This is a genomic window from Polaromonas sp., from assembly GCF_018780625.1.
Taxonomy (GTDB): domain Bacteria; phylum Pseudomonadota; class Gammaproteobacteria; order Burkholderiales; family Burkholderiaceae_C; genus Polaromonas.
This window is the reverse complement of sequence record NZ_JADMJK010000111.1, coordinates 38,806-59,200: the sequence shown is the minus strand read 5'-3', so window position 1 is coordinate 59,200 and position 20,395 is coordinate 38,806. Positions and strand designations below refer to the sequence as shown.

The following is a 20,395-nucleotide window of genomic DNA, read 5'->3' as shown; positions in this document are numbered from 1 at the left end:
CTACTAACCTGGTAGTGATTCAGGCGTCGGCAGCACCAGCTCGGCGCTGCCGGGCCAGACTCCGCGCGGGTATTCGCGGGAGGTGTCTATGCATCCGCCCGACTGGTACACGCCTGCGGGCTCGCGCAGGCGCAGCATCAAGGCCAGAATCTGCGCCATCTCGGCCGGGTCGGCCATGGACGCCTTGACGCGCTCTTCCACGATGTCCTCGTCGATCCGCAGCTCGCCCGCCGCATCGCGGTAGGTGGCGTGGCGCCAGTGGAACAGTTCCATACATTTGGCGGTCAGCGTGTAGGGCTGCTCCCGCTTCCAGAAATTGGTGAACAGGCCGCCGCCCAGGTAGAACACCCAGGAGCCTTCGTAGCCCGAAACGTCGGACGAATGCGCGTCGGGGTTGCGAAACCACAGGCGGTCGCCCGGCACGTAATAGCGGGGCGGCAGCGGCGCCTGCATGGAGCCGTATTCGTGCAGGAACACGTCGTGGAACTGGCCCGAGGCGATGGCGCGGCGCTCCCACTGCTGCTGCAGTTCGGCCAGCAGGGCCGGGTTGCAGTGCTCAAGTTCCTGGGCAATGGCCAGCAAGACCACATATTCGGTGGCGCGGTAGCAGGAAAACGAATACCGCCGGCCCGTCGTGTCGGGTTGGGTGGCTTTTTGCAACGACGCAATCAGGGCATGGCCCGGCCGCACCGTGAAACCCCGGTCTTGGTCGTAATGCCAGCAGTCGTCGGGCCGGTCGACCTCGGTGGTGTGAAACGCCAGCGCGGTCTGGCGCGCGGCGACCACCAGGTTGCGGCGTATGCGCACGGCGGACGCCAGTTCGGCATGGCCGGCAAACACAAAGCCCACCGGGCTGAGCAGCATGGCCAGTACGATTTCGCGCTCCGGGTCGCTGGCGTGGTGTCCGCCTGGCTGCGGCAGGCTTGTCAGCCCGGCCGTGTCCAGGCCCGGGGCCCATTTTTCCGCCAGGTCGGCACGCAAGTGAAAGCTTGTTTCGACGCCCTCCTGCAGCGACGGCGGGCCGTTTGCGGTTTCAACTGCGTGCTGCAGGCCGAGTTGCGTCAGCTGCGCCAGAAAGCTCTGGCTGGCTGCTGCCAGGGCATCGGCGGACGGGGTGCGCAGGCGAATTCCGCCAGTGCGGGGGCTTGGGGTGTGAGCGGCGGTCATGGCCGGAAAGTATCTTTGCTTGCCGCCGATTGGGCAAGACAGGGAAACTACGCAGGCCCGCTCAGGCGTAGGTGACCCAGTCTGCGTATTCGGGCGCATCGAGGTGCGGCAGCGTGTTGTAGGTCACCAGGCGGTGGCGCTTGGGGCTGAAAGAAAACTCTGTGACCGAGCTGTTGCGGATGCGCATGTTCAGCTCGATGGTGGCCTCGGGGCTGGTGCCCAGCACCTGGCCCACGGCGGTGGCGATGGGGCCGCCGCTGGACACCAGCAGCACGCTGCCTTGGTGGTGGCTGCGGATGTGCTCCAGCGCACCGGCAACGCCGGCTGCAAACTCGGTGTAGCGGGGCATGCCCCGGGGGCTGACCACGCCGGCCATCCACTGCGCCAGGCCGTCTTTCAGCAGCCTGAAGTGGTGTCGGTACAACTCAGGGGTATCGGGTTTTTTGAGCGGATAGGGGTGGATGGCGCTGATCACGGCTTCGCTGTCGTACTCGTTGAGTCCCGGCCACAAGAGATGTGCCCCCACGCTTGCCACTTCGTGTGCTTCGCGAGGCCTTGCAGGCCGCGACTCGCGAGACGCTTCGCCTCTGTCGCCTGTCCAAACCTGCTCAAGCAGGTTTTGAGCCGCAGGCTCCAGCCCCTCGGGGGCTGAACTTGCTTGGGGCGGCCCGGCGCTGCGTTCGGGTTCCCCTGCGCTCTTTGCAGTTTCTGCGGTGCTGGCCCCGGCCAGGCCTTCGCTGTCAAACGCCACGCCCATGCCCTGGCAGATGCCCGCCAGGGTCTGGCGCTGGCGCGTCAGGGTGCCGGTCATGGCGGCTTCAAACGTGACGCCCTTGTACTTGAAGTATTCGCCCAGCCGCACGGCCTGCTGCTGGCCCAGGGGGCTGAGCAGGTCGTAGTCATCGGCGCCAAACGAAGCTTGGCCGTGGCGTACCAAATAGAGTGTTCCCATGCGGTGAATTTAGACGAGATGGTGCCCGGGTCTTTGTCACCCGGGGGACGCAGGTGGCTGTCAGATACCTTTTGATTCCAGCATGACCAGGCCGCGCGGTGTCTGCAAGGTGGCGACCAGATTGGGCGGCCCTGGCGTGACGCTGATGCCGGTCAGCCCCAGCGCTTCGTAGCAGGCGCGCAGCGCGTCGGGCCGGGGGTGGTGCGCCTGCAGCGACTGCAGCGTGATGGCCGAAGGCGCCATGCTGTCTGCAGGATGCACCCCGCCCCACTGGATCAGCGTGGGCAGCATGCCAAAAAACAGCCGCTGGCCGTCTTCCCGCACGGTGATGCGCCAGTCCAGCAAGCCCTGCGCGGTCATGCGTGAGGCCTCAAGCACTTCGCCCCGGTCCAGTCCCAGTCGGGCCAGCGCGCGCGCGCCGGCCTGCGCCCGCGCGGTGCGGGCAACAAAATGCACCAGCTGCGGCCCGCGCTGATGCAGCCTGAGCTGCATGGCGGGGTCATCCAGGTCGAACCAGCGCTTGGCCCCTTCGGGCCGGCTGCAAGGTGCGCCGGAATGAATCGCAATTATTTCGAGGTAGGCCTGCGCAAAGGCGGGTGTTGCTACCGTGATCAGGCGGTTGTGCGTGCCCATCAGCGTATGCTCCCCGCCCGGCCCGGGCGTGACGCCCAGCACGCGCTCGCACCACTGCACGCCCTCGGCCAGGCTGGCGGCGGCTACCACCAGGTGGTCCAGCTGCGCGGCGAGCGGGCTGTCCATGGCGTTCGCGGCTTACAGCGTGACCTGGCCGTCGATGCAGGTCACCGACTGGCCGCCGACCCAGACCTGGCCAGAGGCATCGCGCGCCAGATAGACCTGCCCGGCGCGGCCCAGGCACACGCCCTGCGAGGCCTGGTAACGCTCTGGCAGGTGGCCATCGGCGATCAGCCACTGGGCCAGGCTGGCATTGAGGCTGCCGGTCACCGGGTCTTCGTTGACGCCGATGGGTGCGGCGAAGGCGCGCACTTCCAGATCGGGCGCTGCATCCAGGCATTCTTTCACGCCGGCGTCGAAAGCCCTCGCCTCGCGGTTGGCGCGGGCTATCAGGGGCGGTGATTCCTCTGGCGGGTAGACCGCCGCGACGCCGACTTTGGCCTTCAGTCTGGCCAGCGCCGGGTGGTCGGGTGCCAGCTGCAGCACGGTCTCCGGGCTGTCCAGCAGCAGCCCGAGCCAGACCGGGCCGTTGTCCAGCCGCTGCGCGGCTCGCACCTGCGCCGGCTGCAAGCCCAAAGCGACCAGGACTTCGGCCAGCCACGCCGCGTCGGGCACCGCGCGCGTGAGCGGCGGGGCGGCAAACGCCAGGCGTTCGGTGCCTGGCTCGCGCCGGATCTTCACCAGGCCCACCTGGCATTCCTGCACGATGACGTCCGGTGCGTGCGGCTGGCCGCCGGCCTGCAGCCAGCTGTGGCAGCTGCCCAGCGTCGGGTGGCCGGCAAACGGCAGTTCGCCGCCGGGCGTGAAGATGCGCACCCGGTAGTCGGCCAGCGCATGGCTGGGCGGCAGCAAAAAACAGGTTTCCGACAGGTTGGTCCAGCGCGCAAAGCGCTGCATGGCGTCGTCGTCCAGCCCGCTGCCGTCCAGCACCACCGCCAGCGGGTTGCCCCAGTAAGGCGTGGCGGTGAAGACGTCAACCTGTTTAAACGGGCGCGGCGTCATGGGCGGGGCTTTCCGAATGGGCAGCGGCTTGATTCGTCTCGCGAATGGCAGCGGCCAGCGCGGCAATGCCGGTGTTGATCTGCGCCACGCTGGACGTCACGAACGACAGGCGCAGCGTGCGGACATCAGGCTGTTCGGCATAAAACGCCCAGCCGGGTACAAAGGCCACGTTGCGCTCAACCGCCCTGGGCAGCAGCTCAATCGCATTCATGCCCTCGGGCAAGCGCACCCACAGGAACATGCCGCCGGCCGGGGTGTTCCACTCAACGCCTTCGGGCATCTCGCGCGTCATGGCGGCCAGCATGGCGTCGCGCTGCGACTTGTACAGTGCCCGGATGGTGGGCACATGGCGGTCCAGGAAACCGTCCTTCATCACCTCGGCCACCAGCCGCTGGTTAAAGCCCGGGCTGTGCAGGTCGGCGGCCTGCTTGGCCTGCAGCAGCTTGGGGAAAATCGACAGCGGCGCCACCATGAAGCCCAGCCGCAAGCCCGGCGCCAGCACCTTGGAAAACGAGCCCAGGTAGATGCAGCCCTCGGGGTTGCGCGCGGTCAGCGGCGGCGGCGGCGGGGTGTCAAACCACAGGTCGCCGTAGGGGTTGTCTTCCACCAGCGGCAGGCCCAGGCGCGTGGCCTCGGCGCTCAGTGCGGCGCGCTGCGCTTCGCTCATGGTGCGGCCGGTCGGGTTCTGGAAGTTGGGCAGCACGTAGAAAAAGCGCGCGCCCTCGGCCTTGGCTGCCAGGTCGGCCAGGTCCAGGCCGTCGTTGTTGCTGGCCACGCTGACGATGTCTGGCTCCATCGGCGTGAAGGCTTGCAGCGCGCCCAGGTAGGTGGGCGTTTCGACCAGCACGCGGCTGCCCTCGTCAATCAGCACCTTGGCGATCAGGTCCAGCCCCTGCTGGGAGCCGGTGGTGATCAGGACCTGCGCCGGGTCCACATTCCACGGCAGCATGGCCGCCACCAGTTCGCGCAGCGGCGCATAGCCTTCGCTGGCCGCGTACTGCAGCGCGGCGTGGGCGTCGCCGCCCAGCACGGTGTCGCAGGCCGCCGCAAAGGCGCTGACCGGAAAGGTATGGGGCGAGGGCAGGCCGCCGGCAAAGCTGATGATGCCGGGCTTTTCGGTGACCTTCAGGATCTCGCGGATCACCGAAGGGTTCATTTTCTGGGCGCGTCGCGCCTGGGTCCATTTCATTGCAATCTCCTGATGGCGGGGCGGTCAACGACGCCCCAATACTGAATCATCTCAAACTTTGGGTGGTAAGCGGGTGTGCAGCACCGCATTCACCGGCATTTTCTTGCCGATGAACACCGTGGCGATCACGGCCAGCCCAAAGCCGACCGTCACCGCGTCGAGCCGTTCGCCCAGCAGCGGCACGGCAAACAGCATCGACAAAAACGGCTGCACCAGCTGCACCTGGCTGACGCGCACCGTGCCGCCCAGCGCCAGGCCGCGGTACCAGGCAAAAAAGCCCAGCCACATCGAAAACACCGCCAGGTAGGCAAAGCCCCACCAGGCCGTGGCCTTGAGCGGCGCGGCCGGCCAGGTGGCCAGCGCCAGCGGCAAGGTCAGCGGCAGCGCCATCACCAGCGCCCAGCAGATCACATGCTCGGCGCGCATATGCTGCGACAGCCGCGCGCCGTAGCCGTAACCCACGGCGGCGCACAGCATGGCGGCCAGCAGCAGCAGGTCGGCCAGATTGATCGATACGGCGCCGCCGGGTGAGCCGGACCGCAGCACCGCAAACGCCACCACCAGCGCACTGCCCAGGCCCGCGCAAAGCCAGAATCCGGCGGACGGCCGCTGGCGGTGCAGCAGCGCGCCGACGGCCGCCGTGGCCAGCGGCAAGATGCCGACGATCACGCTCGCATGCACCGCTTCGACATGGCGCATGGCGATGGACGTGAGCAGCGGAAAGCCCAGCACCACGCCGGCGGCGGTCATGGCCAGCGGCAGCAGCTGCTGGCGACTAGGCCACGGCGCGCGGGTGGCGAGCAAAAACAGCGCCGACAGCGCGGCTGCCACCAGCGCCCGGCCCATCGCAATGAAGACGCCCGACATTTGCGGCGCATCGGGCGTGCCCACGGCCAGCCGCGTCATCGGCAGCGTGACTGCAAAAATCACGATGCCGAGCAGGCCCAGCCACAAGCCCCGGCGAATGTCGGCTGCGCTGTGCGCGGTCACAGGAAAAGCATCCAGAGGGCCGTGAGCACCAGCACGCCCGCCATGGCGCGGTTAAACCGCAGCAGCCGCCGGCCAGTGCCGCCCGGCCCGCGCAGCCAGTCGCGCAGCAGCGCGCCCGCCAGCGCGTAGCTCAGGTTGCTGGCAAACGCATAGGCCAGCATCACCGGCAGCACCACGGCAAAGCGCAGGCCCGGCTCGGTGCGCCCGGCAATCCAGCCGCTGACAATCGCCAGCGCCAGCATCCAGGCCTTGATGTTGACAAACTGCAGCGCCGCGCCTTGCCAGAAGGTCACGCTCAGGCGCGCCGCATCGGCCTCGCTGAACTGGCGCGAACTGGCCAGCTTGAAGGCCAGCCACAGCAGGTAGGCCACGCCGCCGAGCTTGACGGCCCAGTTGAGCAGCGGCACGGCCAGCACCAGCGCGCCCAGGCCCAGCGCGCACAGGCTCAGCAGCACACCCCAGCCGACTGGCACGGCGCAGACAAAGGGCATGGCGCGGCGCAGGCCGTGGTTGGCCGCGAGCGCCGTGGACAGGGTGGTGTTGGGCCCGGGCGTGAAGCTCATCGCCGTGGCCAGCACCAGTAAAGCGGTGAATTCTTGCCAGTTCATGGCGCTGACTTTATCGCTGAAACCAGCACAGTAGCGATACAGTTGGGGGTACAAACTTCAGAACTGTATGGGTCGCCCCGCCAGTACAGCTGTTCCACTCCGTCCCCAGGACCCCGCCATGTTGATCAAGACCGCGTCGCAATCCCTGACCGAGCAACTCAGCGCCCGCTTTGCCGAGCGCATTCGCAGCCGCCTGCTGGCGCCCGGCGCGCGCCTGCCGTCGGTGCGGATGTGCGCCGGGCAGCAGGGCGTGAGCGTGTCCACGGTGGTGGCCGCCTACGACCAGCTCCAGGCGCAGGGCCTGGTGGTGGCGCGCCGCAACCGCGGCTTTTTTGTCCGCGATTCATCATCAAATACGCCTTTGGCGCCTGCCGGTAAAGCGCAGACAGCTATTAAAAACATAGTTAACGGGCCGGTCGACGCGGCCGCGCTGATTCGTGGCATGTTTCACCCCACCAGCAGCAAGCCGCAGCCCGGCATGGGGGTGTTTCCGCCGGACTGGCTGGACACCAGCTTCATGCCGGCAGCCGTGCGCAAGGTCACCAGCGCCAGCGCGCTGCGGGCGTTTTCGTTGCAGTACGGCGAGCCGCTGGGCGACGCGGGCCTGCGCCGGTCGCTGTCGCAAAAGCTGGGCGCCCTCAATGTGCATGCCGCGCCCGGGCAGATCATTACCACCGTCGGTGCCACCCATGCGCTGGACATCGTGAGCCGCACGCTGCTGCGCGCCGGCGACTGCGTGATGGTCGAGGAACCCGGCTGGGCCGTGGAGTTTGCCCGGCTCGATGCGCTGGGCATGCGGATTTTGCCGGTGCCGCGCCGCGCAGACGGCCCCGACCTGGCGGTGATGGCGCAGTACTGCCAGCTGCATGCCCCCAAGCTGTTTGTCAGCGTCAGCGTGTTCCACAACCCCACCGGCTGCTGCATCACGCCGGGCAGCGCCCACCGCGTGCTGCAGCTGGCGCACCAGCACAACTTTCATATTGTTGAAGACGACACCTACAGCCACCTGGCACCCGAGCACGCCACCCGGTTGTGCGCGCTCGACGGCTTGCAGCGCACCATTTACGTCAGCGGCTTTGCCAAGATTCTGGCGCCCGGCTGGCGCGTGGGCTTCATGGCCGCGCCGCCCGATCTGGTCGAGCGCCTGCTCACCACCAAGCTGCTGGCCACCCTGAGCACGCCCGCGCTGCTGGAGCAGGCGCTGGCCTGGTGCATAGACCAGGGCCAGCTGCGCCGCCACGCCGAGCGCATACGCAGCCGGCTCGACCAGGCGCGCGGCCGCAGCGTGCAGCTGGCGCTGGCCCACGGCTGCACTTTTGCGGCCGAACCGGCGGGCCTGTTTGGCTGGGTCGAAACCGGCGTGGACACCGACGCGCTGGCACAGCGCATGCTCGACGAAGACTATCTGATCGCCCCCGGCGCGCTGTTTCACGCCGTGCGCAAGCCCAGCACCCTGATGCGCATCAACTTTGCGACCACGCAGGACGCGGCGTTCTGGAAGGTGTTTGTCCGGCTGCGGGACGCGCTGCGGTGAGTTGAGGGTTAGCGCCCGACCTGGATCAGCAAGTTGGGGTTGAAGGTGAGTTGCTCGCCCTTGCGCGCATAGCCCAGCGGGTTGCCCACCACGCGGCAGCCGTGCTTGACGTAGTCCACCGGGCAATGCAGGTGGCCGTGCAGCCACAGCCTGGCCAGCGGCAGCAACTCGTCCAGCGCATTGCAAAACCCGGCGGTGCCTGGCGTGAGGCCGTAGCGCGGGTCGGCGCTGAGCAGGCTGGGCGCGAAATGCGTGACTGCCACGGTCGGGCCTTCAAACGGCACGGCCAGCGCCTGGCGCAGCCAGGCCTGGCTTTTCAGGGCTTCTTCGCGCACGTCGCTGGCCAGCATGGGCGCGCCGTTGCGCAAGGAGTGGTTTTTCTTGAGGTAGAAATTGGCGGCGCGAAAGGCTTTTTCGCGTGCCTTGAGCTGCTCTCCCAGCGTGATCTCGCTGGCCCGCGCGGGGCTGGCGCTGGCCTTGAAGGCGGTCAGCGCATCAAAATCGGCCCACAAGGTGCTGCCCACAAAGCGCACGCCGCCGATCACCACGGTTTCCTGCTCCAGCCAGACCAGGCCCAGGCGCGCGCAGGCCGCGCGCAGCCGCAGCCGGGTCGCGTCAAAATCCAGCCCGTCATACTCGTGGTTGCCAGGGATAAACAACACCGGCGTCGGCCAGCCGGCGCCGCCGCATGCTACCGGCAGTGGAGAAAATCGCGCCAGGCCAAAGTCGTCGATGGCCAGACTGCTGAGCAGCGAGCCGTCCTGGTAAGACCCGATATCTCCGGCCAGCACCAGCAGGTCGGCGCCAGGCAGGGGTTTGGGCATGAAGTGCGGGTGGGACTCGAGGTGCAGGTCGGATAAAAGCTGGATGTTCACCGCTTGATTGTGCGGGAAGATAATAGGGCGTCGTCAATAGGCCATGGCTGCCTGACGCCCATCCGCCGGGTGCGTCGGCGTTTGTGGATGCGCCCTTCATCACAAGACAGCCCGGGAGAATCGCCCATGAAACCACGCATTACCCTGATCACCCTCGGTGTTGACGACCTCAATAAATCGTTGGCCTTTTACCGCGACGGCCTCGGGCTGGTCACGCAAGGCATTGTGGGCGAAGAATTTGCGCATGGCGCTGTCGTCTTCTTTGACCTGCAGGCAGGGCTCAAGCTGGCGCTCTGGCCACGTCACAGCCTGGCGCATGACACCGGCCTGCCGCCGTCTCAACGAAGCGCACCGGGGTTTGCGCTGGCCCACAATGTGGGCACACGGGAGGAGGTCGATGCCGTCATGGAGCAGGCCAGGCGGGCGGGCGCCACGATCGTCAAGCCGGCGCAACCTGCCTTCTGGGGCGGTTACTCGGGCTACTTTCAGGACCCGGACGATCACCTGTGGGAAGTGGCCTGGAACCCGCAGTTCGACCTGGCTGAATAGGCCGCACACGCTGGCCGCTCCGTCTGCGCCTGCCTCGGCGTGGACCAGGATTCCTGGTCTGCTACACATGCTGACAACATGAAGGATTTGGTTATTGCCAGGCGGGGCCATCAGTGATTTACTTGTATCCGATTCGGGAACGGACAAACTGCTGTCATGCCATCCAGCGTTTGCTGTCCCTGTCAAGATGGACGGGCGTGGAGGAGCCAGCGCCTTGCCTATCCTCTTTCACGGGCTCCAAAAAAGTTCGCAGGGGGTTCCCCATGAGAAGCACGCTTGCCGCACTGTATGCAGCCCTGGTCCTTGCCGGCCTCGGAGCGCCTCCCGTCTGGGCGCAGTCAGGTGGCCACATGATGATGATGCCGGATGAGATGAAATGGACGGATGTGCCTTCGCTGCCACCAGGCGCGAAGATTTCCATACTTGAAGGTCCGATCAGCGAAGCTGTCCCGTTTACCTTTCGCCTGAAATTCCCGGCGAATTACCAGATAGCCGCCCACTGGCATCCGGCGATCGAGCATGTCACGGTGATCTCCGGCACGTTCAACCTGGGAACCGGAGACAAACTGGACAACTCCAAAACAGTGGCCCTGTCCGCTGGCGGTGTCGCCATCATGCAGCCCAGGACCCCGCACTTTGGCTGGAATAAAGATGAGACCATTGTTCAGGTCCACGGTATGGGGCCTTGGGGGATCAGCTACATCAATCCGGCAGACGATCCAAGGAAGAAATAGCCAATCCCCGCTTGGCGCTGGCTTGAACCTCTCCTCAACGTGAGCGCTGGGGCGAGGTGCCGCTGTCCTGCCAGGAGGAACGATGACAAACGGGCCGATGTATCCACGAGGGAATGCGGCGGCTCCGGGACATGCGCGAAACGCGGCCTCGTGCGGATCCAACTGCCGTTACAGGTTTTAAAACCGGATTTCAGGCTGCAAACGCCTTGTCGGCTGCGTGCGCGAGCGTCTCGCGCAACCACAGGTGAGCGTTGTCTTGCTGGGACCGGCGGTGCCACACGGCATCGACATGCACCGGCGACACCGCAAAGGGCAAGGGGCGCAACTCCAGTTGCTCGGCAATGCCGGTCACCCGCACGAAGTGGCGCGGCAGCACGGTCAGCAAGTTGGAGTTGGCCACTACCCGGCCGGCGGTAAAAAACTGGTTGACGGTCAGCACCACGTTGCGTGTCTGGCCCAGTGCCGCCAGTGCCTCGTCTATAAAGCCAAACGCCCGCCCTGAAAAGCTCACCAGCATGTGGCGCGCGCTGCAAAAGCGCTGCAGCGTCAGCGGGCCGCTGGCCAGCGGGTGGCCCTTGCGCATCACGCAGACATATTCGCCGTGGTAGAGCCGCTGGTAGGCAAACGGCAGGGCTTCGCCGCTTTGGGCGCTGGCCGTCAGGTTGGCCAGCACGGCCGGAAAATAGCCCACCGCCAGGTCGCAATTCCCTTCGTCCAGCAGCCTGCGCGGGTCGCGCGTGGTGAGCGGCACCACCCGCAGGGAAACGCCGGGGGCCTCATGCTCCAGTGTCTCGACCAGCCCCGGTATCAGTTCGGCTGCCGTGGCGTCGGCCATGGCCAGCACAAAGGTGGAACTGGCCTGCGCCGGCACAAACTCGTTGGGGATCAGCGAGGCTTGCAGCTGCTGCAGAGCCTCGCGGACCGCGGGCCAGATCGCCAGCGCGCGCGCCGTGGGTGCCACGCCCTGGCCGCTGCGCTGCACCAGCTCGTCACCCAGCGTGTCGCGCAGGCGGCGCAGGGCGTTGCTGACGGCCGGCTGGGTCAGCGACAGGTTGCGCGCCGCCCGCGTCAGGCTGCGCTCGGCCATCACCTCGTCAAACACCCGGAGCAGGTTCAGGTCCAATGTGCGGAAATTGGGAGGATTCATCGGAGGTTTGCGCCAGTTAAGGACAGTGAAGGCGTCAGGTTATCACGGCCGTGAATATATTTCATCACGAATATAAAGTGGAGTCGAATAAGGGATAACCCTATGATTCAAACACCCCAGACAATCTTGTTGACGGGGACCGTTCAATAGAGGAGCCCATCATGGCCAGTTTCGTCGATATCAAATATTCCACGCAGCACCCTGGCGTTGCCCGTGCCGGGTTGGCGTTTGACGCCGTGCGCCAGTTGGGCCACGGCCTGGCCGGCTCGCGCAGCCTGGCCACCTTGCTGCTGTCGGCCATGGCCGCCGCCGTCATGGTCGTGGCTTACCAGGTGATGGACAACGTCGCCGAAGGTCACCTGATGGTGCTCTGGATTTCCATGTGGGCAGCGGCTTTTGCCGTGCTGGCGCTTTTGGCTGGTGCGGCAAGCAACCTGGCCGCGCGGATCAAGGCCGGCCTTGACGCCTGGTCACGCAGCATGGCCCGGTCCCGCGCTGACCAGCGTCTGTGGGCCATGGCCCAGAGCGATCCGCGCGTCATGGCCGATTTGCAGGCCGCCATGTCGCGCGCTCAGTAAAGTCAACAGCGCGGGCCGCGCCGCCGGTCTGAATAAAAAAGCCACCTGGACAAGGTGGCTTTTTTGTGTCCGGGAGACGTTTAACCCCGCTCTGCCCGGTGTGCCTTTGCCTTTTTCACCGATACCGGTCAGGCCGCCAGGCGGCGCTCAATGGCGGCTTTGGTCTCGCCCAGTTCCTTGGGCAGGTGGTGTTCGAGTTGCTGGAACAACTCGGTGTGCAGTTCCAGCTCTTTCAGCCAGGCGGCCTTGTCGATGCTGGTCACGGTGTTGAACTGCTCGGCGCTGAAATCCAGGCCGGTCCAGTTCAGGTCTTCGTAGTTGGGGCTGACGCCGGTGACGTGGTCTTCGCCCTGGCCCTTGCCTTCAATGCGGTCAATCATCCAGGCCAGCACGCGCATGTTTTCGCCATAGCCGGGCCAGACAAACTTGCCGTCTTCGCCCTTGCGGAACCAGTTGGTGGTGTAGATCCTGGGCAGCGTGGCGTCCATGGCGGCGAGCTTCTCGCCCATGTTGAGCCAGTGCTGGAAGTAGTCGCTCATGTTGTAGCCGGCAAACGGCAGCATTGCAAACGGGTCGCGGCGCACCACGCCGGCCTGGCCTGTGGCGGCAGCGGTGGTTTCGCTGCCCATGGTCGCGGCCATATAGACACCTTCCACCCAGTTGCGGGCTTCGGTCACCAGCGGCACCGTGGTCGAGCGGCGGCCGCCAAAGATGAAGGCGTCAATCGCCACGCCTTTCGGGTCGTCCCAGGCGCTGTCGAGCGCCGGGTTGTTGGTGGCGGCCACGGTGAAGCGTGAGTTGGGGTGGGCGGCCTTGGCGCCGGTTTCCCTGGCGATTTGCGGCGTCCAGTGATTGCCCTGCCAGTCGATCAGGTGATCGGGCAGCGCCTTGCCGGGCGCATCGTGCTCCATGCCTTCCCACCACACGTCGCCGTCGTCGGTCAGCGCCACGTTGGTGAAAATCGTGTCGCCGCGAACACTGAGCATGCAATTCGGGTTGGTCAGCAGGTTGGTGCCGGGCGCCACGCCAAAGTAGCCGGCTTCGGGGTTGATGGCGTAGAGCTTGCCGTCGGCGGCGGGCTTGATCCAGGCAATGTCGTCGCCAATCGTGGTGACGGTCCAGCCTTCGAAGCCGGCGGGTGGCACCAGCATCGAGAAGTTGGTCTTGCCGCAGGCGCTTGGGAAGGCCGCTGCCACATGGTATTTTTTGCCTTCGGGGTTGGTCACGCCCAGGATCAGCATGTGCTCGGCCAGCCAGCCCTGGTCCCGGCCCATGTTGGACGCAATACGCAATGCAAAGCATTTCTTGCCCAGCAGCGCGTTGCCGCCGTAGCCGGAGCCGTAAGACCAGATCTCGCGCGTTTCGGGGTAATGCACGATGTATTTGGTCTTGTTGCACGGCCAGGTCACGTCTTGCTGGCCTTCAGCCAGCGGCGCGCCCACGGTGTGCACGCAGGGCACGAAATCGCCCTCGGTGCCCAGTACCTCAAACACGGCCTTGCCCATGCGGGTCATGATCTTCATGTTGACGGCCACGTACGGGCTGTCCGACAACTCAATGCCAATGTGTGCAATCGGCGAGCCCAGCGGGCCCATGCTGAAGGGCACCACGTACATGGTGCGGCCCTTCATGCAGCCGTCAAACAGTGGCTGCAGCGTGGCGCGCATTTCGCCCGGTTCCATCCAGTTGTTGGTCGGGCCGGCATTTTCCTTTTGGGCCGAGCAGATGTAGGTGCGGTCTTCCACGCGGGCGACGTCGCTGGGGTCGCTTTGCGCCAGAAAGCTGTTGGGGCGCTTGGTTTCGTTGAGTTTTTTGAAGGTCCCGGCATCGACCAGTTGCTGACACAGGCGCTGGTATTCAGCGTCGCTGCCGTCGCACCAGTACACGTCGTCGGGTTTGCACAGGCCCGCCATGTCGGCGACCCAGGCAATCAATTTTGCGTTCTTGACGTAGGGGGGGGTGTTGAGCTTGAGCCCTTGCATCGCAGGTTGGTTCATCGAAAAACTCCAAAGTTAAAAAGCGCCATGTCGATAAACGTCGGGCTGTGTCATCAGGCGCCGTGACATCGGGACGTTTGTCGAAAGGGCGCTCGGGCGAACCAACAAGTCTGGTCTGGCTCGGTGAGCGGGCTGCCCGCTGGGGACGTGGTGCAGCGTTAAGGTCTTGCTGGCCATGGGTGGCTGGGCCGGCTAGCTTCTGCCGGCTGGGCAGAGAGGCCATTTTAAGAACATCAGAACCTGTTACGTCGTAGTTACCGCTAAAAGATATGCAAAAAAAGCATGACTTTATGTTTAATTTTTCTCTAAAAGAGCTTCGGCCCGAGTTGATGCGGGCAAGCCTGGCCTTAATTTCCCAGTGCAATCACGCCTGCCAGCGCCACGTTCTCTGGCGCCACGTAATCAGCCACCACCCAGGCCCGGTCCGTGTTCTTTGCGGCATCAGCCAGTACGCCCAGCAGGTAGGTGATGGACGGGCGGTCCAGCGCCACGAAAGGCTGATCGAGCAGGGTCACCGCAGCCTGGCTGGCCAGGGCCGCGGCCATGAACACCTTGCGCCGGGAGCCGGTGGACAGCATGTACAGCGCCTTGTCCAGATGCGGCGTGAGCGACAGGCCCTCCATATGCGCCTGTAGCGCGGCAGGATCAAACCCCGGGTGGCGCTGGGGCAGGGCGCTGAAGATCTGGCGCGCCGTTTGCTGGTCCAGCGACGGGTCGCGCGCATCAAACCAGGCCACCTGCTGGCGGTAAGCGCTGCTGGTCTGTGCCAGTGCCAGTCCACGAAGACGCACCTGTCCGTGGGGCGACAGGGTGCCCGCCAGCCATTGCAGCAAGGTGGTTTTGCCGACGCCCTCGTCGCCGCAGACCCAGGTCACGCCGGGTGGCAGGGATACGGGCAGTTTGTCAAACAGCAGGCGCTGGGCTTGGCCGGGGTAGCCGAACGAAAGCGCGTCGGCCTGCAGAACCGGGGTGGGAGGGGTCATGAGCGTGAACCAGTTCGGGCCGGCATGGCGGTGAAATTACTATTGATTTAATAGCTGCTTACGCCCGCAGATTAAGGGCTATAGACTGATTTGATGCTTGATCTGGTGGGCGTGCGCGATGTTCAGGCCCGCCAACGAAAAAGTCCGCGACGTGCGGACTTTCGGGGGATGCTGCGGTAGCGGCTTCAGGCCATGTAGATGGCAATGAAGGCCAGCAGGAACATCAGCACGGCGCCGACCACGGGCAGCACGATGTGGATCGCCGGCACGATGGCTTCCACGGCATCTTGCTCCTCGGCGGGGGCGGGGCTGCTGGACAAGGCGTGGGCGCTGTGGGGGGCTGAACTCGACATGGTGACTCCTGAAGGGGCTTTTTAAAACTGCCGCGATTTTACCTTTTTGAGCCGCGCCGCCGAAATCCAGGCGCGCATGGCTCCGTCCTGGCGTTTTGGGCTACCCTTTGTGGTGCTTATTTGTGAAAGGACGGCATGACATCTTCACGCAATTTTTTTGCCGCAGGCGCCGTGCTGGCGGCCCTGGGCCTGCTGGCAGGCTGCGCCACCAGCGGGTCCGACGGCGGCGCGGGCCAGCCGGTGCTTTACCCCAACGCCACGCTCCAGCGCGTGGGCGACGTGCAAGGGCGGGTGGAAGCAGAGGGTTGCATGGCGCGCGCCCGGGCCGCTGGACTGGGCCCGACGCAAAGCAGCCATGAAGTGGCTCGTCGAGCCGGTGAGGGGGCTGCCACAGCGGGCGTGGCCTCGGCCGTTGGCGCGCTCATCACGGGCCGTGGCGGCGAGGGCCTGCTGCGGGCCGGTGCCGTGGGCGCGGCGGTGGGCGGCTCGGCTGGCGCGGTGTCGGGCGCTTTTCACCGCGACAGGCCCAACCCCGTGTACCGCAGCTTTGTGCAGCGTTGCCTGGGTGAAAAAGGTTTTGACTTGATCGGCTGGAATTAAGCGCCATGCCGCAACTTTTCTCGGTTCAGACCGGCTCCGCGCGGCGCATCAGGGTCGGCGAGCGCAGCATACTGACCGCTTACGCCAAGCAATCGGTCACGCAGGCCGTGCCTGTTCTGCCGCTCGGGCTGACGGGCGACGAGCAGGCCGATCTGTCGATTCACGGCGGGCTTGAAAAGGCCGTGTACGCCTATCCTGTTGAGCATTACGCCTACTGGCAGGCTGCCCGGCGGGAAGCCGGCCTGGCGCACATCGATGACCGCTTGCCGCACGGCAGCCTGGGTGAGAACCTCACGCTGCAGGGCGTGCTTGAATCCGATGTGTGGGCCGGCGACGTGCTGCGCTTTACCAACTGCGCGTTGCGGGTGACGCTGCCGCGCGAGCCCTGCTACAAGTTCAACGCTGCAATGGGCTTTGGCCGAGCCTCGCGGCTGATGGCGCAAACCGGCTTTTGCGGCTTTTACCTGGCGGTGCAAACGCCCGGCACACTGCGCGCCGGCGAACCGTTTGAGGTGGTTCCGGGGCGGCGCAGCGTCAGCATTCCCACGCTGTTTGCGGCCAAAATGAGCAAACATTTGCGCTGATCCCCGGCGACTCTCACTTTAAAAAGAAATACCTGGAACATCATGAAATCCGGAAAAAAATACAAGTTCGAAACGCTGGCCGTCCATGCGGGGCATGGCGTCGATGCCAGCACCGGCGCGGTGACGGAAGCTATTCACCTGTCCACCACCTTCGAGCGTGATGCCGATGGGGGTTATTCGCGCGGGTATCTGTATTCACGCAACCACAACCCCAACCGAAATGCCCTGGAAGCTGCGCTGGCGGCGCTGGAGGGCGGCGCTGGCGGGGCGGCCTTCGGCTCGGGCCTGGCGGCGGTCACGGCTATCTTCCAGGGATTGGCGCCGGGCGACCATGTGATTGCGCCCGTCGACATCTACCACGGCACCGCCAACGTGCTCAAGCACCTGTTCGCCAAATGGGGCGTCACCGCGTCGTTTATCGACATGACGAACCTCGACACCATCCGCAGCGCGCTGACACCCCAGACCAAAATCATCTGGATTGAAACGCCGTCCAACCCCTTGCTGCAATGCGTCGACATCACCGCGATCGCCGAGATTGCGCATCAACACGGCGCACGCGCGATTGCCGACAACACCTTTGCCAGCCCGGTGCTGCAGCAGCCGCTGGCGCTGGGTTGCGACATGGTGATGCATGCCACCACCAAGTACCTGGGCGGGCGCAGCGATGTGCTGGGTGGCGCGGTGGTGACCCGGCTCGACGACGAGCACTTTGCCCAGCTGCGCACGGCGCAGCTGTTTGGCGGCGCCGTGCCCTCGCCCTTTGACTGCTGGCTGGTCATGCGCAGCCTGCCCACCTTGCCCTACCGCATGCAGGCGCACTGCGCGAACGCAACAAAGGTGGCCGAGTTCCTGCAGCAGCACGCCAAGGTGAGCGTGGTGCATTACCCGGGGCTGTCGAACAACCCATTTCATGCCGTGGCGTCCAAACAGATGTCCGGCTTTGGCGGCATGCTCTCGTTCGAGGTCAAGGGCGGCAAGGATGCCGCCATGGCGCTGGCCGCGAATGTGGAAATTTTCACCCGCGCCACCAGCCTGGGGGGCGTGGAAAGCCTGATTGAACACCGCGCCTCGATCGAAGGGCCTGCGAGCAAAACGCCCCAAGGGCTGCTGCGCGTGTCGGTTGGCCTTGAAAATGCCGATGACCTGATCGACGACCTGACTTCGGCGCTCACGCACTGCGTATGAACCAGCGGCGGTGGGCCGTGGGCCTGATCGTATTGGCCCAGTGGCTGGGCACCTCGCTGTGGTTCAGCCCGAACAGCGCCGCCGACGACCTGATGGCGGCGTGGCAGATCGGGCCGGCCCAGTTCGCCTGGCTGATCGCCGCCACCCAGTCCGGCTTTATCGCCGGAACGCTCTGGCTGGCCTATTCGGGTTGGGCTGACCGGTATTCGGCCAGCCGGATTTTTGCCATCGCCTGCGTGCTGGGGGCGGGCATCAATGCCGGATTTTCCGTCGGATGGACCGGGTTCGCGTCGGGGCTGGTGTTTCGCTTTGCGGTCGGCCTCTGCCTGGCGGGCATCTACCCGCTGGGCATGAAGATGATCGTGGGCTGGGTCGGCACCAAGTCCGGCGCGGCCCTGGGCCTGCTGGTGGGCATGCTGACCCTGGGCACGGCGCTGCCCCATGGCATCCGGGCGCTGGGGGCCAGTTTGCCCTGGCAAGCAGTGATTCAGGCCTCGTCGGTGCTGGCGGTGGTTGGCGCCGCGCTGGTCTATTTTTTGGGCGATGGCCCCTATTTGAAAAAGAGCAACAAGCACCGGGGCAACTCCCTTGGCCGGGCCTTCGGGGTGTTCAGCATTCCCGATTTCAGGGCGGCGGCCCTGGGCTATTTTGGCCATATGTGGGAGCTGTATGCCTTTTGGGCGGTGCTGCCCTGGCTGGCCGCGCAGTGGCTGCTGGATGCGCGGCAACTGCATCCGGGCCTGCCGGGCTCGGTGGCGGCGATCAGCTTTTTTGGCATTGCCGCCGGATTTTTGGGGTGCGTGCTGGGCGGGCGGCTGAGCCTGAAGCTAGGTAGCGCCTACGTGGCCGCCCTGGCCTTGCTGGCGTCGGGCCTGCTGTGCCTGGTGTACCCGCTGCTGGGCCCGGACTGGCTGCTGCTGCGTCTGCTGGTGCTGCTGGCCTGGGGGTTTTTTGTGGTCGCCGACTCCCCGCAGTTTTCGGCCATATCCGCCCGAAGCTGTCCACCGCAGTGGGTCGGCAGTGCGCTGGCGATTCAGAATTCCATCGGTTTTTTGATCACCATCGTGAGCATCACGGTGCTGCTCGGTTTTATCGAGGTCCTGGGCAGCAAGGCCCTGTGGCTGTTGCTGCCCGGGCCGGTGCTGGGCCTGATGGGCATGTGGCCGCTGCTGCAGAGGACCCGATCTGGCAGTGGCCGTGGTAGCGATGGCGTCGGCAATCCATGAGGAATACGCCATGGTGGATCTGCCGCGCCTGCGTGCTAGAACTGCTCGGTTGCCTCAAACCCCTCCGACTGCAAAGCCTGCAATACCTGCGCAATATGGCTGCGCCCGCGCGTCTGGATCACCAGCTCGATTTCCACGTTCTGCGCCGACAACATCGTGAAGGCGCGCTGGTGGTGCACCTCGTCGATGTTCGCGCCCGCGTCGGCCACGGTCGCGGTGATTTTGGCCAGTGAGCCCGGCACGTCGCGCGCCCCGACCTTGATGCGCGCGAGCCGCCCGGCGCGCACCATGCCGCGCGCAATGATGGCGGCCAGCAGCAGCGGCTCGATATTGCCCCCGCACAGCACCAGTCCGACCTTTTTGCCGGCAAAGCGCGCCGGGTACTTGAGCAGCGCCGCCAGTCCGGCCGCGCCCGCGCCTTCCACCAGCGTTTTTTCAATTTCCAGCAGCATCACGATGGCTTGCTCGATGTCGCCCTCGTCCACCAGCAGCAAGTCATTGACCCGGTGCGCAATGATGGCCTGCGTGATCACGCCCGGCCTGCTGACCGCAATGCCGTCGGCGATCGTGCTCGTGCCTTGCGGGTAATGCGTGCCCTTGATGGCGTTGACCATGGCCGGAAAGCGCGCGGTTTGCACGCCAATCACCTCAATGCCGGGCTTGATGGCCTTGGCCGCCGTGGCGACCCCTGCAATCAGCCCGCCGCCGCCCACGGCAATCACCAGCATGTCCAGGTCCGGCACGGCCTGCATCATCTCCAGCCCCACCGTGCCCTGCCCCGCCACGATGGCTTCGTCGTCGTAGGGGTGGACAAACACCAGGCCCTCGCGCTCGGCCAGGGCCAGCGCGTGGGTGCGCGATTCATCGAGCGTGTCGCCGTGCAGCACCACCTCGGCGCCAAAGCCGCGCGTGCGCTCCACCTTCACGCCCGGCGTGAAGCGCGGCATCACGATGACCGCGCGAATGCCAAGGCGCTGTGCGTGGTAGGCCACGCCCTGCGCGTGGTTGCCCGCGCTCATGGCGATCACGCCGCGCCGCCGTTCGGCCTCGCTCAGTTGCGCCAGCTTGTTGCAGGCGCCGCGCTCCTTGAAGGACGCGGTGTATTGCAGGTTTTCAAACTTCAGGTAAATTTGCGCGCCGGTCAGCTGCGACAGCGTTTGCGACGCGACGCAGGGCGTGTTCAGCAAATGGCCCTGCAGGCGCTGGGCGGCTTGTTCAATGTCTTGCAGGTTCAGCATGGAATTCCTTGACAACAGGTCGGTTGGACAGCGTTACATTGTCCGCGTCACGCCGCGTCTTCCCTGAAGTTTCAGCTTGGGGTAAGGTGCGTTCTCGTTTGAACAATAAAAATCAGGGTGGAGGCATTGGCGGTACCGTTCAAAAACTGGAGCTTTGTCTATGAGCAAGCGTTCCCTTGTCGAGCAACCGCAGCAGGCGCTGCTGTCC

General features: G+C 65.4%; 20 protein-coding genes and 2 pseudogenes. 8 read left to right on the top strand and 14 right to left on the bottom strand.

The window, feature by feature from the left end:
• Positions 1–3: 3 nt before the first annotated feature.
• The 8 genes and pseudogenes from IV091_RS09985 to IV091_RS09950 all read right to left on the bottom strand — a co-directional run bounded on the left by IV091_RS09985 (position 4) and on the right by IV091_RS09950 (position 6,601).
• Positions 4–1,167 (bottom strand): hypothetical protein, encoded by a 1,164-nt coding sequence (locus tag IV091_RS09985; protein ID WP_293468219.1) that lies wholly within the window; start codon positions 1,165–1,167, stop codon positions 4–6.
• Between the two features lie 61 nt (positions 1,168–1,228).
• A pseudogene (locus tag IV091_RS09980) lies at positions 1,229–1,675 on the bottom strand (histidine phosphatase family protein); the annotation flags it as partial.
• Between the two features lie 246 nt (positions 1,676–1,921).
• Positions 1,922–2,119 (bottom strand): annotated as a pseudogene (locus IV091_RS09975) (phosphoglycerate mutase family protein); the annotation flags it as partial.
• A gap of 60 nt (positions 2,120–2,179) precedes the next feature.
• Complete coding sequence (locus IV091_RS09970) at positions 2,180–2,878, bottom strand: VOC family protein (RefSeq protein WP_293468217.1); 699 nt, start codon at positions 2,876–2,878, stop codon at positions 2,180–2,182.
• 12 nt (positions 2,879–2,890) lie between these two features.
• A complete protein-coding gene (locus IV091_RS09965; RefSeq protein ID WP_293468216.1) occupies positions 2,891–3,814 on the bottom strand; it encodes a PhzF family phenazine biosynthesis protein in 924 nt (307 codons plus the stop codon).
• A complete protein-coding gene (locus IV091_RS09960) occupies positions 3,795–5,003 on the bottom strand; it encodes a PLP-dependent aminotransferase family protein (RefSeq protein ID WP_293468214.1) in 1,209 nt (402 codons plus the stop codon). Before IV091_RS09960 ends, IV091_RS09965 begins: the two co-directional genes overlap by 20 nt.
• A 51-nt stretch (positions 5,004–5,054) precedes the next feature.
• On the bottom strand, positions 5,055–5,993 hold the full coding sequence (locus tag IV091_RS09955) for a DMT family transporter (RefSeq protein ID WP_293468212.1): 939 nt from the start codon (positions 5,991–5,993) through the stop codon (positions 5,055–5,057).
• Entirely contained in the window at positions 5,990–6,601 is a 612-nt protein-coding gene (locus tag IV091_RS09950; RefSeq protein WP_293468210.1) for a LysE family translocator, read from the bottom strand. The genes IV091_RS09955 and IV091_RS09950 overlap by 4 nt, the downstream gene beginning before the upstream one ends.
• Positions 6,602–6,719: 118 nt before the next feature.
• Between IV091_RS09950 and IV091_RS09945 the strand changes: the two genes are divergently transcribed.
• Positions 6,720–8,135 carry a PLP-dependent aminotransferase family protein gene (locus IV091_RS09945; protein WP_293468208.1) on the top strand — a complete coding sequence of 472 codons (1,416 nt, stop codon included), beginning with the start codon at positions 6,720–6,722 and terminating at the stop codon, positions 8,133–8,135.
• 8 nt (positions 8,136–8,143) lie between these two features.
• Here the strand turns inward: IV091_RS09945 and IV091_RS09940 are convergent, their stop codons facing one another.
• The gene (locus IV091_RS09940) at positions 8,144–9,010 is read right to left on the bottom strand and encodes a metallophosphoesterase (protein WP_293468206.1); all 867 of its coding nucleotides are present in this window, start codon (positions 9,008–9,010) and stop codon (positions 8,144–8,146) included.
• A 126-nt stretch (positions 9,011–9,136) separates the two neighbouring features.
• Between IV091_RS09940 and IV091_RS09935 the strand changes: the two genes are divergently transcribed.
• Together IV091_RS09935 and IV091_RS09930 are read left to right on the top strand one after the other, a co-directional pair.
• A complete protein-coding gene (locus IV091_RS09935; RefSeq protein WP_293468204.1) occupies positions 9,137–9,559 on the top strand; it encodes a VOC family protein in 423 nt (140 codons plus the stop codon).
• 263 nt (positions 9,560–9,822) lie between these two features.
• Positions 9,823–10,293, top strand: a complete 471-nt coding sequence (locus IV091_RS09930; RefSeq protein WP_293468202.1) for a cupin domain-containing protein — start codon at positions 9,823–9,825, stop codon at positions 10,291–10,293.
• 190 nt (positions 10,294–10,483) lie between these two features.
• Here IV091_RS09930 and IV091_RS09925 read toward each other — a convergent pair whose 3' ends face one another.
• Positions 10,484–11,440 carry a LysR family transcriptional regulator gene (locus IV091_RS09925; protein ID WP_293468200.1) on the bottom strand — a complete coding sequence of 319 codons (957 nt, stop codon included), beginning with the start codon at positions 11,438–11,440 and terminating at the stop codon, positions 10,484–10,486.
• A 161-nt stretch (positions 11,441–11,601) separates the two neighbouring features.
• Between IV091_RS09925 and IV091_RS09920 the strand changes: the two genes are divergently transcribed.
• Positions 11,602–12,018 carry a hypothetical protein gene (locus IV091_RS09920; protein ID WP_293468198.1) on the top strand — a complete coding sequence of 139 codons (417 nt, stop codon included), beginning with the start codon at positions 11,602–11,604 and terminating at the stop codon, positions 12,016–12,018.
• Positions 12,019–12,146: 128 nt separating this feature from the next.
• Here the strand turns inward: IV091_RS09920 and IV091_RS09915 are convergent, their stop codons facing one another.
• The 3 genes from IV091_RS09915 to IV091_RS09905 form a co-directional block, all read right to left on the bottom strand.
• Positions 12,147–14,015: a phosphoenolpyruvate carboxykinase (GTP) gene (locus IV091_RS09915; RefSeq protein ID WP_293468196.1), complete on the bottom strand. Its 1,869-nt coding sequence runs from the start codon at positions 14,013–14,015 to the stop codon at positions 12,147–12,149.
• A gap of 347 nt (positions 14,016–14,362) precedes the next feature.
• Positions 14,363–14,998, bottom strand: a complete 636-nt coding sequence (locus tag IV091_RS09910; RefSeq protein WP_293468194.1) for an ATP-binding cassette domain-containing protein — start codon at positions 14,996–14,998, stop codon at positions 14,363–14,365.
• A 185-nt stretch (positions 14,999–15,183) separates the two neighbouring features.
• Positions 15,184–15,351 (bottom strand): hypothetical protein, encoded by a 168-nt coding sequence (locus tag IV091_RS09905; protein WP_293468192.1) that lies wholly within the window; start codon positions 15,349–15,351, stop codon positions 15,184–15,186.
• Positions 15,352–15,486: 135 nt separating this feature from the next.
• Between IV091_RS09905 and IV091_RS09900 the strand changes: the two genes are divergently transcribed.
• Genes IV091_RS09900 through IV091_RS09885 form a run of 4 tightly spaced genes read left to right on the top strand, consistent with a single transcriptional unit; the run spans position 15,487 to position 18,949 of the window.
• A complete protein-coding gene (locus tag IV091_RS09900; RefSeq protein ID WP_293468190.1) occupies positions 15,487–15,951 on the top strand; it encodes a glycine zipper family protein in 465 nt (154 codons plus the stop codon).
• 5 nt (positions 15,952–15,956) lie between these two features.
• Positions 15,957–16,535, top strand: coding sequence for an MOSC domain-containing protein (locus IV091_RS09895; protein WP_293468188.1), 579 nt, complete (start codon positions 15,957–15,959; stop codon positions 16,533–16,535).
• 42 nt (positions 16,536–16,577) lie between these two features.
• Positions 16,578–17,723: an aminotransferase class V-fold PLP-dependent enzyme gene (locus tag IV091_RS09890; protein WP_293468186.1), complete on the top strand. Its 1,146-nt coding sequence runs from the start codon at positions 16,578–16,580 to the stop codon at positions 17,721–17,723.
• On the top strand, positions 17,720–18,949 hold the full coding sequence (locus IV091_RS09885; protein WP_293468184.1) for an MFS transporter: 1,230 nt from the start codon (positions 17,720–17,722) through the stop codon (positions 18,947–18,949). The genes IV091_RS09890 and IV091_RS09885 overlap by 4 nt, the downstream gene beginning before the upstream one ends.
• Before the next feature lie 35 nt (positions 18,950–18,984).
• Here the strand turns inward: IV091_RS09885 and IV091_RS09880 are convergent, their stop codons facing one another.
• Positions 18,985–20,187, bottom strand: coding sequence for a threonine ammonia-lyase (locus IV091_RS09880; RefSeq protein WP_293468182.1), 1,203 nt, complete (start codon positions 20,185–20,187; stop codon positions 18,985–18,987).
• Between the last annotated feature and the right edge of the window lie 208 nt (positions 20,188–20,395).